22 protein-coding genes are annotated in these 16393 nt (G+C 47.6%); all 22 read left to right on the top strand.

What is annotated here, in order from left to right; genetic code table 11:
• Window positions 1–23: 23 nt before the first annotated feature.
• The 22 genes from rpoC to rplF all read left to right on the top strand — a co-directional run bounded on the left by rpoC (window position 24) and on the right by rplF (window position 16391).
• Window positions 24–4298, top strand: a complete 4275-nt coding sequence (rpoC, locus tag OR1_RS15980) for a DNA-directed RNA polymerase subunit beta' (protein WP_041972952.1) — start codon at window positions 24–26, stop codon at window positions 4296–4298.
• A gap of 432 nt (window positions 4299–4730) precedes the next feature.
• Window positions 4731–5102: a 30S ribosomal protein S12 gene (gene rpsL, locus OR1_RS15975; RefSeq protein ID WP_041972951.1), complete on the top strand. Its 372-nt coding sequence runs from the start codon at window positions 4731–4733 to the stop codon at window positions 5100–5102.
• Window positions 5103–5137: 35 nt separating this feature from the next.
• Window positions 5138–5608 (top strand): 30S ribosomal protein S7, encoded by a 471-nt coding sequence (gene rpsG, locus OR1_RS15970; protein WP_041972950.1) that lies wholly within the window; start codon window positions 5138–5140, stop codon window positions 5606–5608.
• A gap of 32 nt (window positions 5609–5640) precedes the next feature.
• The gene (gene fusA / locus OR1_RS15965; protein ID WP_041972949.1) at window positions 5641–7719 is read left to right on the top strand and encodes an elongation factor G; all 2079 of its coding nucleotides are present in this window, start codon (window positions 5641–5643) and stop codon (window positions 7717–7719) included.
• A 27-nt stretch (window positions 7720–7746) separates the two neighbouring features.
• Window positions 7747–8937, top strand: a complete 1191-nt coding sequence (gene tuf / locus OR1_RS15960) for an elongation factor Tu (protein ID WP_041972947.1) — start codon at window positions 7747–7749, stop codon at window positions 8935–8937.
• Window positions 8938–8953: 16 nt separating this feature from the next.
• Complete coding sequence (gene rpsJ / locus OR1_RS15955; protein ID WP_041972945.1) at window positions 8954–9262, top strand: 30S ribosomal protein S10; 309 nt, start codon at window positions 8954–8956, stop codon at window positions 9260–9262.
• 28 nt (window positions 9263–9290) lie between these two features.
• Window positions 9291–9920, top strand: a complete 630-nt coding sequence (gene rplC, locus OR1_RS15950; protein WP_041972943.1) for a 50S ribosomal protein L3 — start codon at window positions 9291–9293, stop codon at window positions 9918–9920.
• Between the two features lie 29 nt (window positions 9921–9949).
• Complete coding sequence (gene rplD / locus OR1_RS15945) at window positions 9950–10579, top strand: 50S ribosomal protein L4 (protein WP_041972941.1); 630 nt, start codon at window positions 9950–9952, stop codon at window positions 10577–10579.
• Window positions 10576–10860 (top strand): 50S ribosomal protein L23, encoded by a 285-nt coding sequence (locus tag OR1_RS15940; protein WP_041972939.1) that lies wholly within the window; start codon window positions 10576–10578, stop codon window positions 10858–10860. Before rplD ends, OR1_RS15940 begins: the two co-directional genes overlap by 4 nt.
• Before the next feature lie 24 nt (window positions 10861–10884).
• A complete protein-coding gene (rplB, locus tag OR1_RS15935) occupies window positions 10885–11709 on the top strand; it encodes a 50S ribosomal protein L2 (protein WP_041972938.1) in 825 nt (274 codons plus the stop codon).
• A gap of 21 nt (window positions 11710–11730) precedes the next feature.
• Window positions 11731–12012 (top strand): 30S ribosomal protein S19, encoded by a 282-nt coding sequence (gene rpsS, locus OR1_RS15930; RefSeq protein WP_041972937.1) that lies wholly within the window; start codon window positions 11731–11733, stop codon window positions 12010–12012.
• A gap of 18 nt (window positions 12013–12030) precedes the next feature.
• On the top strand, window positions 12031–12366 hold the full coding sequence (rplV, locus tag OR1_RS15925) for a 50S ribosomal protein L22 (protein ID WP_041972936.1): 336 nt from the start codon (window positions 12031–12033) through the stop codon (window positions 12364–12366).
• Between the two features lie 22 nt (window positions 12367–12388).
• Window positions 12389–13018, top strand: a complete 630-nt coding sequence (gene rpsC, locus OR1_RS15920) for a 30S ribosomal protein S3 (RefSeq protein WP_041972934.1) — start codon at window positions 12389–12391, stop codon at window positions 13016–13018.
• A gap of 30 nt (window positions 13019–13048) precedes the next feature.
• The gene (rplP, locus tag OR1_RS15915) at window positions 13049–13471 is read left to right on the top strand and encodes a 50S ribosomal protein L16 (protein ID WP_041972932.1); all 423 of its coding nucleotides are present in this window, start codon (window positions 13049–13051) and stop codon (window positions 13469–13471) included.
• On the top strand, window positions 13461–13658 hold the full coding sequence (gene rpmC, locus OR1_RS15910; RefSeq protein WP_041972930.1) for a 50S ribosomal protein L29: 198 nt from the start codon (window positions 13461–13463) through the stop codon (window positions 13656–13658). Before rplP ends, rpmC begins: the two co-directional genes overlap by 11 nt.
• Before the next feature lie 2 nt (window positions 13659–13660).
• Window positions 13661–13918: a 30S ribosomal protein S17 gene (gene rpsQ / locus OR1_RS15905; RefSeq protein WP_041972928.1), complete on the top strand. Its 258-nt coding sequence runs from the start codon at window positions 13661–13663 to the stop codon at window positions 13916–13918.
• Between the two features lie 15 nt (window positions 13919–13933).
• Window positions 13934–14302, top strand: a complete 369-nt coding sequence (rplN, locus tag OR1_RS15900; RefSeq protein ID WP_041972925.1) for a 50S ribosomal protein L14 — start codon at window positions 13934–13936, stop codon at window positions 14300–14302.
• A gap of 11 nt (window positions 14303–14313) precedes the next feature.
• Window positions 14314–14640, top strand: coding sequence for a 50S ribosomal protein L24 (rplX, locus tag OR1_RS15895; protein WP_041972924.1), 327 nt, complete (start codon window positions 14314–14316; stop codon window positions 14638–14640).
• A 14-nt stretch (window positions 14641–14654) separates the two neighbouring features.
• Window positions 14655–15194 (top strand): 50S ribosomal protein L5, encoded by a 540-nt coding sequence (gene rplE, locus OR1_RS15890; RefSeq protein ID WP_041972922.1) that lies wholly within the window; start codon window positions 14655–14657, stop codon window positions 15192–15194.
• A gap of 18 nt (window positions 15195–15212) precedes the next feature.
• A complete protein-coding gene (locus tag OR1_RS21760) occupies window positions 15213–15398 on the top strand; it encodes a type Z 30S ribosomal protein S14 (protein WP_082002994.1) in 186 nt (61 codons plus the stop codon).
• Window positions 15399–15431: 33 nt separating this feature from the next.
• Entirely contained in the window at window positions 15432–15830 is a 399-nt protein-coding gene (gene rpsH, locus OR1_RS15885) for a 30S ribosomal protein S8 (protein ID WP_041972921.1), read from the top strand.
• Window positions 15831–15851: 21 nt separating this feature from the next.
• On the top strand, window positions 15852–16391 hold the full coding sequence (rplF, locus tag OR1_RS15880; RefSeq protein WP_041972919.1) for a 50S ribosomal protein L6: 540 nt from the start codon (window positions 15852–15854) through the stop codon (window positions 16389–16391).
• The last annotated feature ends 2 nt before the right edge of the window (window positions 16392–16393 follow it).

Here is a 16393-nt window from a genome sequence, read left to right as displayed (position 1 = left end):
CCTCACTATAAGGAGGCTTTACATTGGACGATCTCTTTAATTTTTTTGATAAACCGAAGGACCCTTTGCACTTTTCGGCAATACGGATATCCATCTCTTCTCCCGAGAAGATCCGCGAGCGGTCTTTTGGAGAGGTAAAGAAGCCGGAAACCATCAATTACCGGACATTCAAGCCGGAACGTGACGGTCTTTTCTGCGCGAAAATATTCGGTCCGACAAAGGACTACGAATGCAACTGCGGTAAGTATAAAAGGATGAAGCATCGCGGGATTGTCTGCGAGAAGTGTGGCGTCGAGGTTATCCCGTCAAAGGTAAGACGCGAACGTTTGGGCCACATTGACCTTGCCACACCGGTTGCTCACATCTGGTTCCTGAAGTCGCTTCCTTCAAGGATCGGTAACCTGCTGGACATGACCTTGAAAGACCTCGAAAGAGTTCTTTACTTTGAGGCATATGTTGTTATCGATCCGGGCACCACAACGCTTTCTTTTGGCGATGTAATGTCAGAGGACCAATACCAAAAGGCCTTTGATGACCTTGGCAACAGCTTTACTGCCGGAATGGGAGCTGCTGCCATTCGGGATTGCCTGAGATCTCTCGATCTCGATGGCCTTGCTGATAGCCTCAGACTGGAAATGCAGGAGGCCAACAGCGAGGCAAAACGGAAAAAGGTGGCCAAAAGACTCAAGGTTGTGGAAGCGTTCAAGGTTTCCGGCAACCGTCCGGAATGGATGATCCTTGAGTGTATCCCGGTTCTTCCTCCGGAGTTGCGGCCGTTGGTGCCTCTGGATGGCGGGCGTTTTGCCACTTCGGACCTTAACGATCTTTACCGTCGGGTTATTAACCGTAACAACCGTCTCAAGCGCCTGATGGAGCTGCAGGCTCCGGAGGTGATCATAAGAAACGAAAAGCGGATGTTGCAGGAAGCTGTTGATGCCCTTTTCGATAACGGTCGCCGTGGCCGTGCGATTGCTGGCCCCAACAAGCGCCCCCTTAAGTCACTGTCTGATATGCTCAAAGGGAAGTCGGGTCGTTTCCGGCAGAACCTTCTCGGTACGCGAGTCGACTATTCCGGACGTTCGGTTATTGTTGTCGGCCCGGAATTGAAGCTTCACCAGTGCGGCTTGCCGAAGAAAATGGCTTTGGAGCTGTTTAAGCCCTTTATTTACAATAAATTGGAAGAGCGCGGCTATGTTACAACAATAAAGAGTGCAAAGAAGATGGTTGAAAAGGAGCGTCCAGAGGTCTGGGACGTTCTCGAGGAGGTCATCAAGGAGCACCCTGTATTGCTTAACCGCGCTCCGACTCTGCACCGGCTTGGCATCCAGGCATTCGAGCCTGTTTTGATCGAAGGGAAGGCGATTCAGCTGCATCCGCTGGTTTGTACTGCCTTTAACGCCGACTTTGACGGCGACCAGATGGCTGTCCATCTCCCGCTTTCCATTGAAAGCCAGGTTGAAGCCCGCGTCCTCATGATGTCCACCAACAACATCCTCTCACCGGCCCATGGTAAGCCGATTATTGTTCCATCACAGGACATGGTTCTGGGAACGTATCATATGACCAGGGACAAGGAGTTCGAGAGGGTTCTGGACGAAAACGGTAAACCGAAAATCGATAAGAAGACCGGAAACGAAGTATGGCAGCGAGTAAAGGGCTTTGGGAAGATTTTCTCCTCTCCGGCAGAGGTTCGTATCGCTTTTGATGCCGGCGAAGTAGACTTGCAGGCTCCGATCGAAGTCAGAATGAAGAACCTGATTGCCAGCGATGATAAGCCCGAGCGGATAAAAACAACAGTCGGGCGCGTGATTCTCAGGGATATCCTTCCGGCAGCGGTGCCGTTCAGCACAATAAACAAGACCATGTCCAAGAAGGAACTGTCCAACCTTGTTGACGTCTGTTACCGTCTTGCCGGAAACAAAGAAACGGTAATTCTTGCTGACCGCCTCAAGGAAATCGGTTTCCGTTACTCGACATTGGCCGGTATTTCCATCTGCATTAACGACATGCAGATCCCTGAAGGCAAGTATGCAATTATTGACAGAGCCTCTGAAGAGGTTAAAGAAATCCAGAACCAGTATACCGAAGGTCTTATTACCGACGGCGAGCGCTACAACAAGGTAATCGACATCTGGGCAAAGGCGACGGAAGATATTGCCAAGGAGATGCTGGACAATATATCAAAGGAAACGGTTTTCTCCCCGGACGACGGGAAGGAACTGAAAATCACTTCTTTCAATGCCATTCACATGATGGCGGATTCGGGAGCCCGAGGTTCAGCGCAGCAGATCAGGCAGCTTGCCGGGATGAGGGGGCTTATGGCCAAGCCTTCCGGTGAAATCATTGAAACCCCGATTACGGCAAACTTCCGCGAAGGGTTGACGGTTCTACAGTACTTCATCTCGACTCACGGGGCCAGAAAGGGTCTTGCCGATACCGCTCTAAAAACCGCGAACTCGGGATACCTGACCCGTCGGCTTGTCGACGTTGCCCAAGATGCAATAATCACCGAACCTGATTGCGGCACTATCGATGGCCTTATGGTTTCTGCTCTTATCGAAGGTGGCGAAATCATCGAGCATATAGGGGATAGAATCCTCGGACGAGTTGCACTCGAAGACATTCTTGACCCCGTTACCGGCGAGGTACTTGTCGCAAGTGGTACTGAGATTGATGAAGGGCTGGTTAAGAAGATCGAAGATGCGGGGCTTGAGCGGGTTAAGATACGCTCTGTGCTCACCTGCGAAAGCCGCCGCGGCATTTGCGCCATGTGCTACGGCCGGGATCTTGCCCGTGGCCATCTGGTAAATATGGGCGAAGCTGTCGGTGTTATTGCGGCTCAGTCCATTGGCGAGCCGGGTACCCAGCTGACAATGAGAACCTTCCATATCGGCGGGACTGCATCCCGTCGTGCTGAACAGACCTCTCTCGAAGCCAGGACAGAAGGTCGGGTCAAGTATATCAATATCAACTCGGTTGTTAACGAAGAGCGTGACGGTGACGTCGTCATTAAGAACAATATAGTAATGAACCGAAACGGCGAAATTGCCGTGGTTGATGAGACCGGACGCGAGAGAGAACGATACTCGGTAGTTTATGGCGCAAAGATCAAACTTAAGCAGGACGAAATGGTCAAACCCGGCCAAACGCTTGCCGAATGGGACCCTTACACGATGCCAATTCTTACTGAAGTTGCCGGTAAGATAAAATTCGGTGACATCGTCGAAGGCGTTACAATGGAAGAGCAGGTCGACGAAGTAACAGGTCTTTCCAGAAAGGTCATCATCGAGTCGCGTGACGCCGACAAGAGGCCTCGTATCACGATTAAAGATGAAACCGGCAAGACGGCAAAGGTCGGCGAAAGCACCATGGGGCGTTATTTCCTTCCTCAGGGAGCAAATATTTCGGTCCAGGACGAGTCTTTTGTCAATGCCGGTGATGTCATTGCCAAGATCCCTCGCGAGACCACCAAGACCAAGGATATCACCGGTGGTCTGCCTCGGGTTGCCGAGCTGTTTGAGGCACGAAAGCCAAAGGATTTCGCAGTGATTTCTGAAATCGACGGGGTCGTGTCTTTCGGCAAGGACGCCAAAGGGAAGAGAAAGGTTGTTGTCCGGCCCGATATTGGCGAGGAAAAGGAATATCTCATCCCGAAGGGCAAGCATATAAGCGTCCATGAAGGCGACCACGTAAGGGCCGGCGAGCCGCTTATGGATGGCTCCTCCAACCCACACGATATTCTAAGGGTGCTTGGCCTTAAGGAACTTGCCAAATACCTGGTGGACGAGGTTCAGGAAGTGTACCGACTCCAGGGCGTTAAGATAAACGATAAGCATATCGAGACAATAGTTCGGCAGATGTTGCGCCGCGTAAGGGTTAAGGATGCTGGCGATACCACCATGCTGGTAGACGATCAGCTGGAAAGATTCGTGTTTGAGGAGGAGAACGAAAGGGTGCTTGATAAGGGGGGCAGGCCTGCAATTGCAGAACCTTTACTCTTGGGCATTACAAAGGCTTCCTTGTCGACCGAGTCATTCATATCTGCTGCGTCGTTCCAGGAAACCACAAAGGTACTTACTCAGGCAGCAATTGAAGGCAAGGTTGACAGCTTGCGCGGGCTTAAAGAGAACGTAATTATGGGCCGTTTGATACCGGCGGGGACTGGTCTTGCGCGCTATCGTCATCTAAAGATGCAATTGGACGAGCCTGAAGGGCTACCGGAAATGCCTATACCTGCGGCAGTCATCGTTGACGAAATCGATGATATTGATGATGAAGACGATTCCGTAGAAGAATAGATTGTCTCTTATCTTGCTGTATCACTTTGCTCTGGCGCACTGCTACATGTGGTGCGCCAGACTTTTTTTTGCTGCTAACAAGAAAAAAACATTGACAGCCAGGCGGTAATGAATTATATAAATCCGTCTTTAAGATAATAAACGCCGCGAACCGCTATTTAGTATTACGTAAATAGCATTGAATGGAGATGCCGGTAGTAATTCCGGCCCTACACCTATTCCATTCTCCCACCGATTAATTCGTTCGCGGTGAGTGTGCAGCTCTGGAAAAGTCCATTGGTTGGAATTGTCCGCGCATTGCGGCGGATCAAAGTAATTTTTTCTGCTTTTTGGATAAAAAGAATTGACATTGCTTGATGGAATCTGTTAGGTTGTCGATTCGCTTCTTTGCGGAAGCGTTGGGATCAATATTGTTGGGAGATCGAGTAAATTATGCCGACGATTAATCAGCTGATTCGAATTGGAAGGGCGAGTAAAAAAGACAAGTCCACTGCTCCGGCGCTTAAGTGTTGTCCGCAAAAGCGTGGGGTTTGTACTAGGGTTTATACGACGACCCCGAAGAAGCCGAACTCTGCGTTGCGGAAGGTTGCAAGGGTTCGTCTTACAAATGGGATAGAGGTGACTTCTTATATTCCGGGGGTCGGCCATAACCTTCAGGAGCACTCGGTTGTTCTGATAAGGGGTGGTAGGGTTAAGGACCTTCCGGGTGTGCGTTATCATATTGTGCGTGGAACCCTGGATTCGGTTGGGGTAAAAGACAGGAAAAAGAGTCGATCCAAGTACGGGGCAAAAAGGCCTAAATAAAAGCTGTTTTATTTAGAACTATTCGAGAGGTTTGTATGCCAAGAAGAAGAGAAGTGGCTAAGCGCGTTATTTTGCCGGATCCGAAGTATAATGACCGGACTGTTGCCAAGTTCGTTAATATTATAATGAGTGATGGGAAGAAAAGTACGGCTGAGCGTGCGTTGTACGCAGCTCTTGATCTGGTGGCTCAGCGTGCGAATGAAGATGCGCTAAAGGTTCTCAAGAAGGCGCTTGACAATGTCAAGCCGACCTTGGAAGTCAAGTCGAGAAGAGTTGGCGGGTCCACATATCAGGTGCCAGTTGAGGTAAGGACTGATCGCCGGAATTCTCTCGCGATGCGCTGGCTTGCTCGTTATGCAAACGCAAGGTCTGAAAAGACGGCAACGGACAAGCTGGCTGGTGAGATTCTCGATGCCTATAACAACCGCGGGGCTGCGGTGAAGAAGCGTGAAGACACTCACAAGATGGCGGAAGCCAACAGGGCATTTGCGCACTACCGCTGGTAGTTTATATATAGCAGAGATTTTGGAGGAATTTCGTGGCACGTTTGGTATCACTTGAAAATACACGCAATATCGGCATTATGGCCCATATTGATGCTGGAAAAACCACAACAACTGAGCGAATACTCTATTATACCGGGGTTTCTCATAAGATTGGCGAAGTGCATGATGGTACTGCAACCATGGATTGGATGGAGCAGGAGCAGGAGAGGGGTATTACTATTACCTCTGCAGCTACGACCTGTACTTGGGACGATCATCGCATCAATATAATCGACACGCCTGGTCATGTTGACTTCACTATTGAGGTAGAGCGCTCGTTGAGGGTGCTTGACGGGTCGGTAGCGGTATTTTGTTCTGTTGGTGGTGTTGAGCCGCAGTCTGAGACGGTATGGCGTCAGGCCGATAAATACAGGGTTCCGCGTATAGCTTTTATTAACAAGATGGACCGTGTGGGTGCGGACTTTTTCCGTGGCATTAACATGATAAAGGACCGGCTCAAGGCTAACCCGGTTCCGATTCAGCTTCCGATTGGTTCAGAAGATACTTTCAAGGGTATTGTTGATCTTGTTAGAATGAAAGCAATCGTTTGGGATGAGGAGTCTCTGGGTGCAAGCTTTCACGAAGAGGAGCTTACGGGCGATCTGCTCGATCTGGCTCAGGAATATCGTGAGAAGCTTGTTGAGGAGGTTTCAAGCCATGATGATGTTCTTATGGAAAAATATCTCGGTGGTGAAGAGCTTACCATTGATGAAATAAAGGCTGCAATCCGTAAGTCGACTATCGATATTAAGATATGCCCTGTTATCTGCGGGTCATCATTTAAGAATAAAGGCGTTCAGCCACTCCTTGACGCGGTTGTGGATTACCTCCCGTCTCCTTTGGATATCCCTGCAATCAAGGGCATTGATGCTGACACTGAGGCAGAAATCGAGCGTAATGCCTCTGATGCCGAACCGTTTGCAGCTCTTGCGTTCAAGATTATGACCGACCCGTTCGTTGGCCAGCTTTGTTTCTTCCGTGTGTATTCCGGCACCCTTTCATCTGGTTCATATATATATAATTCGACTAAAGGGAAAAAAGAGCGAATCGGCCGTATCTTGAAAATGCATGCGAATAAGCGTGAAGAGATCAAGGAAGTGTATGCCGGCGATATTGCCGCAGCAGTCGGTCTGAAGTATACGACTACTGGCGATACTCTTTGCCCTGAAGATCATGCCGTAATTCTTGAGTCGATCGAATTCCCTGAGCCGGTTATTCATATTGCAATTGAGCCAAAGACTAAGGCTGATCAGGATAAACTCGGTGCAAGTCTGGCTAAGCTTGCTAGTGAAGATCCCTCCTTCCGAATCAAGACTGACGAGGAAACTGGTCAGACAATCATTTCCGGGATGGGTGAATTGCATCTTGAGATTATTGTTGACCGTCTCATGCGCGAGTTCAAGGTTGAGGCTAGCGTTGGCAAGCCTCAAGTTGCTTACCGTGAAACCATAAGCAAGAAAGTCAAAGTAGAGGGCAAGTTTGTAAGGCAGTCTGGTGGTCGCGGTCAGTATGGCCATGTATGGCTTGAAGTTGAGCCGCAGGAACCGGGTAAGGGTTATGAATTTGTTGACGCTATCAAGGGCGGTGTCGTGCCGCGCGAATATATTCCTGCCGTTGACAAGGGTATTCAGGAGGCCACCGAGAGTGGCGTGATGGCCGGATTTCCTGTTGTCGATGTCAAGGTAACCCTTATTGATGGTTCATACCATGAAGTTGACTCTTCGGAGATGGCATTCAAGATTGCCGGCTCCATGGGTTTCAAGGAAGGGTGCCAAAAGGCGTCACCTGTCCTTCTTGAGCCGATTATGTCTGTTGAGGTCGTTGTTCCGGAAGAATACATGGGTGAAGTCATTGGTGACCTGAACTCAAGACGTGGCAGGATTATGGGCATGGAGAGCCGTGCCGGTGCTCAAGTTGTCGCAGCAATGGTTCCCTTGGCACAGATGTTTGGTTATGCAACCGACGTACGCTCTGCAACGCAGGGCCGTGCAACATATACGATGACGTTTGATCACTATGAGCAGGTTCCTAAATCTGTTTCAGAAGAAATAGTCGCAAAAGTTAAGGGATAACATCCTTTATTAAGGAGGGACTCGGTTATGGCAAAGGCAAAATTTGAGAGGAATAAGCCGCACGTAAACATAGGGACGATCGGTCACGTAGACCACGGCAAGACGACCCTGACAGCGGCAATCACGAAAGTTCTGGCAGGCAAAGGTCAGGCCGAGTTCAAGGCATTCGATCAGATCGACAACGCCCCGGAAGAGCGTGAGCGCGGCATCACCATCGCCACCGCTCACGTAGAGTACGAAACCGATAAGCGTCACTATGCCCACGTTGACTGCCCTGGTCACGCCGACTACGTAAAGAACATGATCACCGGCGCTGCACAGATGGACGGTGCAATCCTTGTTGTTTCCGCGGCAGACGGCCCCATGCCCCAGACCCGCGAGCATATCCTGCTTGCCCGTCAGGTAGGTGTGCCTTACATAGTAGTCTACCTCAACAAGGCAGACATGGTAGATGATGCCGAGCTTCTCGAACTCGTCGAGCTTGAGATCCGCGAACTGCTCTCCAGCTACGACTTCCCCGGTGACGATGTACCCATCATCAAAGGGTCCGCCCTTCAGGCACTCAACGGTGAAAAAGGTGAGCTCGCAGAGTCTTCCATCTTTGCCCTCATGGACGCCGTAGACAGCTACATTCCCGAGCCTGAGCGCGCCATTGACAAGCCGTTCCTTATGCCGGTAGAAGACGTCTTCTCCATCTCCGGTCGTGGTACAGTAGCCACCGGCAGGGTAGAACGCGGTATCGTCAAGGTTGGTGAAGAAGTCGAGATCGTTGGAATCAAGACCACTGCCAAGACCACCGTCACCGGCGTGGAAATGTTCCGCAAACTGCTCGACGAAGGGCGTGCCGGCGACAACATCGGCGCACTGCTTCGTGGTGTCAAGCGCGAAGACATCGAGCGCGGCCAGGTGCTTGCCAAGCCGGGCTCCATTACTCCGCACACCAAATTCAAGGCAGAGGCATACATCCTGACCAAAGAAGAAGGTGGCCGCCATACCCCGTTCTTCAACGGGTACCGGCCCCAGTTCTACTTCAGGACCACCGACGTAACCGGGATAGTTGATCTTGCCGCCGGAACCGAAATGGTTATGCCTGGCGATAACGTAGCCGTAACCATCAACCTGATCACCCCGATCGCCATGGACGAAGGTCTTCGCTTCGCAATCCGTGAAGGCGGCCGTACCGTAGGCGCTGGCGTAGTTAGCTCGATTATCGAATAAGCAAGAAGAGGAAACAATGCAAAGTCAGAAAATTAGAATACGTCTCAAGGCATATGACCACAAGCTTCTTGACCAATCTGTCGGTGAAATCGTTGATACAGCGAAAAGGACAGGTGCTCGTGTTGCAGGTCCAATTCCGCTGCCGACGGTAATCAACAAGTATTGTGTTCTTCGTGGGCCACATGTCGACAAAAAGTCCCGTGAGCAGTTTGAGATAAGGACGCACAAGAGGTTGATTGACATCCTTGATCCTACTCAGCAAACAGTTGATGCGCTTATGAAGCTAGATTTGTCTGCAGGCGTTGATGTTGAAATAAAGTTATAAGTACGTTGCAAGGATAGGAAGCTTTGCTATGAAAAATGGACTTGTAGGTAAGAAGCTAGGAATGACGCAGATTTTTGCCGAAGACGGCCGGAGAATTCCGGTGACCGTCGTTGAAGCAGGACCCTGCATTGTCATACAAAAGAAGACGGTCGAGAAAGACGGCTATGCGTCCATCCAGGTCGGTTTTAATAGCAGCGAAGCTGCTAAAGCCACGAAGCCTCTGGTTGGACACTGCAAGGCTGCAGGTAAGGGAGTGTTTACCCACCTTCGCGAGTTTCGTGTTGATAACGTGGACCAGTATAATGTCGGGGATCAGATTGGCGTTGATCAGTTTGAGGTCGGCGATTATGTTGATGTTACTGGGACGAGCATTGGTAAGGGTTTTCAAGGGGTGATTAAGCGGTGGGGGTTTAAAGGCGGGCGATCCTCGCACGGCTCCAGATTCCATCGTGCTCCTGGCTCGATCGGATGTTCGGCAACCCCTTCCCGAGTATTTAAGAATAAAAAGATGCCGGGCCAACTCGGCAATTCACGAGTGACTATTCAGAGGCTTCAAGTTGTCAGGGTCGATTCTTCGGAGAATATTCTCTTGATTAAAGGTGCAGTCCCTGGCGCAACTAATGGTCTGGTTATATTAAAGCCAAGCGTTAAGGCTTAAGCTATCAAGCATTATTCTGGAGATCCGGTATGGCAACAATTGCAGTGTACGATCTGGAACATAATAAGATTAGCGATATTGAGCTAAGCGATGAAGTCTTTAATGCTGAGGTAAAAGAATATCTCATTCATGAAGCAGTAAAGATTCAGCTTGCCAACAGAAGGGCCGGTACAGTAGCAACAAAAAACCGCTCTGAAGTGTCAGGCGGTGGTAAAAAGCCGTTTCGGCAAAAAGGTACAGGTAACGCTCGTCAAGGATGTTCGCGTGCACCACAGTACCCAGGCGGTGGAGTTGCTTTTGGCCCGCAACCCAAGATCTACAATCTTTCCATGAACAAGAAGGCGCGTAAAGCGGCACTCCGCTCAGCATTGTCACTTGTATACAAGAACAACAGGCTGACTGTCATGGATTCATACAATCTGGGTGAAATCTCTACCAAAAAATTCGCTAATGTATTAAGCAAGTTTGATTTAAACAAGGCACTTCTTGTGGTAGACGGGGATATTAACAATCGCGAAATTGAACTGTCTGCAAGAAATGTTAAAGATATCAAGGTTCTGCGTGCAGACGGGCTGAATATTTTCGATATCATGAAGTATAAGAACGTAATCCTTAGTCGTGAAGCAGTGGCAAAGGTTGAAGGAGCGTTGCAGTCATGAATATTTATGACGTAATAAAGAAACCGCTAGTTACTGAGAAATCAACAATTGCGAAAGATACCAACAATGTTGTAGCTTTTGTTGTGGATCGCGACGCAAATAAGATTGAAATCAAGACAGCGGCTGAGAAACTGTTTAACGTTCGAGTTGATTCCGTCAGGACCTCAACTGTTGCCGGGAAACTAAAGCGTTCCGGTAAGACGATTGGTAAGCGCTCAAACTGGAAAAAAGCATATGTTACCCTCCAAGAGGGAAGCAATATCGATTTCTTTGAAATTTAATCCGTTTATCGTGGAGCTGTAACGATGGGAATCAAAAGCTATAAACCAACATCGGCAGGACGCAGGCACCAGACCTGCTCCACCTTCGAAGAGATAACCTGCACTACCCCGGAGAAGTCACTTCTGGAGACTCTCAGGAAAACGGGCGGTCGCAATAGTTATGGTCGTATCACCTCAAGGCACATTGGTGGTGGACATAAACAAAAGTACAGAATCATTGACTTTAGGCGTGATAAGATCGATATCCCGGCAAAAGTAACTACCATCGAATACGATCCAAACAGAAGTGCCAGGATTGCTTTGCTTAACTACGTCGATGGTGAGAAACGCTACATTCTGGCACCGCTTGATTTGAAAGTAGGCGACACTGTTATTTCAAGCATCAATGCTGATATCAAACCCGGTAACACGTTGCCGCTCAAGGCGATTCCTCTCGGCACTATCATTCATAATATTGAATTGAAGATAGGAAAAGGTGGCCAGCTTGCTAGAAGTGCCGGCACGTTTGCCCAGTTAATGGCAAAAGAGGGGAAATATGCTCAAATAAAGCTCCCCTCTGGTGAAGTGCGAATGGTTCTGGTTGATTGCACTGCGACAATCGGTCAGGTCGGAAACATAGATCATGAGAATGTTAATATCGGGAAGGCCGGACGTTCACGCTGGCTTGGACGTCGCCCAAAAGTACGTGGTGTTGCCATGAACCCGGTAGATCATCCTCATGGTGGTGGTGAAGGTAGAACGTCAGGTGGCAGGCATCCTGTTACACCATGGGGTATTCCGACCAAGGGATACAAAACCAGAACAAACAAAACGTCTTCTCGTTTTATAGTTAAGCCGCGCACCAAATAAATTTGTTTTGAGGATAACCAGATGGCTCGTTCAATAAAAAAAGGTCCTTTTGTAGATAAACATGTGGTCGAGAAGGCTCAGGCTGAAGGATCAAACTCGAAAAAAGTCATTAAGACCTGGTCGAGGCGATCTACTATCATTCCCGATTTTATAGGGCTGACTTTCGCTGTACATAACGGGAAAAAATTCATACCTGTTTTTGTGACGGAAAATATGGTTGGTCACAAATTGGGAGAATTTGCACCTACAAGAACTTTTCATGGTCACGCAGCAGATAAGAAAAGTAAGTTGAAGAAGAAGTAAACAGTAAAGGAGTTTAGCATGGAAGCGCGTGCCAAATTATATTCAATCAGGATGTCTCCGCGTAAATCTCGTCTGGTAGCGGACATGGTTCGTGGAAAATCGGTTCAGAATGCATTGACAATACTCAAGTTTTCACCGCAGCCTTCTGCGAAGGTGATTGCCAAGCTTCTTTCGTCTGCCGTAGCCAATGCGGAACAAAAGGGTGTATCTGATGTCGATAAGCTTTTTGTAAAAACCATTTGCATTGACGGTGGCTCTGTATTGAAGCGATTCCTCCCTAGAGCAATGGGGCGGGCAAGTAAGATAAGAAAACCGACCAGCCACATTTCTGTGGTTCTGGCTGACACGAAATAACCATAGACGGTGGAGGTGTAGTTTGGGACAGAAAGTCAATCCGGTCAGTTTCAGGCTGGGGGTAATCAAGACTTGGGATTCGCGCTGGTACGCCAGTGCCGATTATGCAAAGCTCTTACATGAAGATCTCAAGCTTCGGACCTTTTTAAAAAAGCGGCTTTATAATTCAGGTGTTTCGAAAATTGAGATCGAGCGCGCTGCAAACAAGGCGAAGATCAATATTTTCACTGCCAGGCCTGGTTTGATTATTGGTAAGAAGGGGTCTGAAGTTGAAACTCTGAAGAAAGATCTTGCCAAGCTCACAGACACTGAGATCTATTTAAATATACAGGAAGTTAGAAAACCTGAACTGGATGCTCAGCTTGTTGCAGAGAATGTCGCTATGCAACTTGAAAGAAGAATTGCTTTCAGACGCGCGATGAAGAAGAGTGTAACATCTGCGTTGAAGTTCGGTGCTAAGGGTATAAGGATAACCTGTTCAGGCCGTTTGGGCGGCGCAGAGATGTCGCGAACTGAATGGTATCGTGAGGGACGGGTCCCGCTCCATACACTCCGCGCTGATATAGATTATGGTTTTGCAGAGGCCAAGACAACTTACGGAATAATTGGGGTCAAGGTTCTTATTTTCAAGGGTGAAGTTCTTCCCGGATAATTGAAAAGAATTGGATGAGGAGTTGTTGCGATGTTAATGCCCAAAAGAGTTAAACATAGAAAGCAAATGAAGGGGCGAATGACCGGGGCTGCCGGTAGAGGTGCGGTTATTTCCTTCGGTGAATACGGGCTTCAAGCTACTGAATGTTGCTGGCTTGATTCTCGGCAGATAGAAGCTGCTCGTATAGCAATGACTAGATATATTAAGAGGGGCGGTAAAATCTGGATCAGAGTGTTTCCAGATAAACCCTTAACTGCAAAGCCTGCAGAGACTCGTATGGGTAAAGGAAAAGGCTCCCCAGATTCATGGGTGTGCGTAATTAAGCCTGGGAGAATTCTCTACGAAATGGAAGGCGTTTCTGAAGAAATTGCTAGAGAGGCGTTCAGATTGGCAGCACATAAGCTTTCCGTACCTACGAAATTTGTCGCCAGGGAGGAAGCAAATGAAGGTTAGTGAACTTAGAACGTTAGAAGTTAATGAACTTATAGCAAAAGACAAGGAGCTGAATAAGGAGCTCTTTAATCTAAGCTTTCAACTCCATACTGGTCGGCTGGAAAACACTGCAAAATTAGCTGCGCTTAGGAAAGATATAGCGCGGGTGAAGACATTGATCCGTGAAACCAGGGTAGAGAGAGGGTAACAATGAATCAGCGCGGCAATAGGAAGACTCAGGTTGGCATCGTTGTTAGCGATAAAATGGATAAGACTGTAGTTGTTAAAGTCGATAGGATGGTTAAGCATCCTGTATATAGTAAATATATTCGGCGCACTGAGAAATATAAAGCGCATGATGAACTCAATAACTGTAAGGTTGGCGATCGTGTGGTTATCGTTGAGTCGAGACCATTAAGTAAAGATAAGTGCTGGAAGGTACGCCAGATTATTTCATCGGTTCAGTAGGATAGGAGTTCGTTCATGATACAGATGCAAACAATTCTCGATGTGGCAGACAACTCAGGGGCAAAAAAGCTCTTTTGCATAAAAGTGCTCGGCGGCTCGAAACGGAAATACGCACGGGTTGGAGACATTATCGTTGCTTCGGTAAAAGAAGCTCTCCCTAATTCGAAAGTAAAAAAGGGAGATGTGGTCAAGGTTGTTGTCGTGCGTACAGCGAAAGAGATCGGCCGACTTGATGGATCATACATTCGCTTTGATGGGAATTCCGGTGTGGTAATCAACAATCAGAAGGAACCGATCGGAACGCGAATTTTTGGACCTGTTGCCCGTGAGCTCAGAGCAAAGAAATTCATGAAAATCATTTCGTTGGCCCCTGAGGTTCTGTAAGGAGAGATACGATGTTATCCAGTAAGTTGCATGTAAAAAAAGGCGATACAGTTATGGTCATCGCTGGCAAAGATAAGAGTAAAACCGGAAAGATACAAAAGATTGTTCCGAAAAAAGACGGTGTCCTTGTTGAAGGGCTCAATATTGTTAAACGGCATTCCCGCGCCCGTGGAAGTGAAGCTGGGGGCATTATTGAGAAAGAGGCTCCCATAAATATATCAAATGTTATGCTTTTCTGTAGTAGCTGCAAAAAGCCTGTAAGGACCAAGGCTAAAATGCTTGAAGACGGTAAAAAGGCTCGCGTATGTGTAAAATGCGGCGAGTCCTTTGATAAATAGGACGGAGGAGTACAATGGCTAGGCTTAAAGAGCTTTATGATAAAGAGATCATTCCCAAATTAATGACTGAAATGAAGTATAAGTCAGTAATGGAAGTCCCTAAGCTCGAGAAGATCGTGATTAATATGGGGCTTGGGGAAGCAATACAGAATGTAAAGATTCTTGATTCAGCAGTAGACGAGCTTGCGCAGATCAGCGGACAGAAAGCAGTTATTACGAAAGCGAAAAAATCGATAGCCTCTTTCAAACTTCGTCAGGGGATGCCAATTGGTTGCATGGTAACACTCCGCAAGGATCGTATGTACGAATTTCTGGATCGGCTGTTGAATATATCTCTTGCTCGTGTCAGGGATTTTAAAGGTTTATCCCCTAAAGCTTTTGATGGTATGGGTAATTACTCATTGGGAATCAAAGAGCAGCTTATCTTTCCTGAAATTAATTATGACAAGATAGATAAGATTAAGGGACTTAATATAACAATTGTAACAACGGCACGAACCGACGAAGAGGGAAGGTCACTGCTCAAGTTATTGGGAATGCCGTTCAGGAACTAATAAGTTTGGAGGATTCGCGTGGCAAAGAAATCCATGATGATCAAGGCTCAAAGGCCTAAGAAATTCCAAGTGCGTGAGTATAACCGTTGTCCTATTTGTGGTCGTCCGCGAGCATATTACCGTAAATTTGACATGTGTAGAATTTGCCTTCGTAAGTATGCATCGAATGGTCAGATTCCTGGTGTAATAAAGTCGAGCTGGTAACAACAATCAGAACGTATTAGAGGAGTACAATCGATGTCCATGACTGACCCTATTGCAGATTTGCTGACTAGAATCAGGAACGGCAACCTAGCCAAATTGCAGAAGGTTGACATTCCTTCATCAAACCTGAAGGTTAGCATAGTAAATGTTCTGCGTGCCGAGGGCTTTATAAAAAATTATAAAGTGATTGCAGACCAGAAACAGGGTACTTTAAGAGTCTACTTAAAGTATATCGATGAAAAAGATGCTGTAATCAGTGAAATTAAACGCGTCAGCAAACCGGGTAGCCGGCGTTATGTAAAGCATGACGATATTCCGGTTATTAAGAATGGGCTCGGAATTGCGGTATTGTCCACTTCAAAGGGAATAATTACTGATAAAACGGCCCGCGAAACAGGTATTGGTGGCGAGCTGATTTGCACGGTTTGGTAATTTTTTTAAGGGGTACTGAGTATGTCGAGAATAGGTAAATTACCTGTAGAATTGCCTAAAGGTGTCAAGGTTAATCTCTCTGACGCAACTATAACTGTTGATGGGCCAAAGGGCTCGTTATCAAGACAGGTTATGGAAGGTGTTTCTCTAGATATAAATGAAAGCGCAATTGTCGTCACCAGAATTGATGACACTAATAAGTGTCGGGCTGCACATGGTTTGACAAGAACCTTAATTAACAACATGGTAATTGGTGTAACAAAGGGTTTTGAACGGGCTTTGGAGATAAATGGTGTTGGTTACCGTGCGGAATCCAAAGGCAACATCCTGAATCTAAGCCTTGGATACTCACATCCAATTAATTTCGAACTGCCAGCAGGTATCTCAGTTGATGTTGACAAGATGACAAAACTTCTTGTCAAGGGAATCGACAAGGAGCTAGTTGGGCAGACTGCTGCAAAAATCAGATCATTCAGAGGACCTGAACCATATAAAGGTAAGGGAATCAAGTATGCGGATGAGACTATTTTGCGTAAAGCCGGCAAAACCGGTAAAAAATAGAA

It is taken from the genome of Geobacter sp. OR-1, from assembly GCF_000813145.1.
GTDB lineage: Bacteria > Desulfobacterota > Desulfuromonadia > Geobacterales > DSM-12255 > Geoanaerobacter.
The sequence above is the reverse complement of the archived record's forward strand: the minus strand, read 5'-3'. Positions and strand labels throughout refer to the sequence as shown.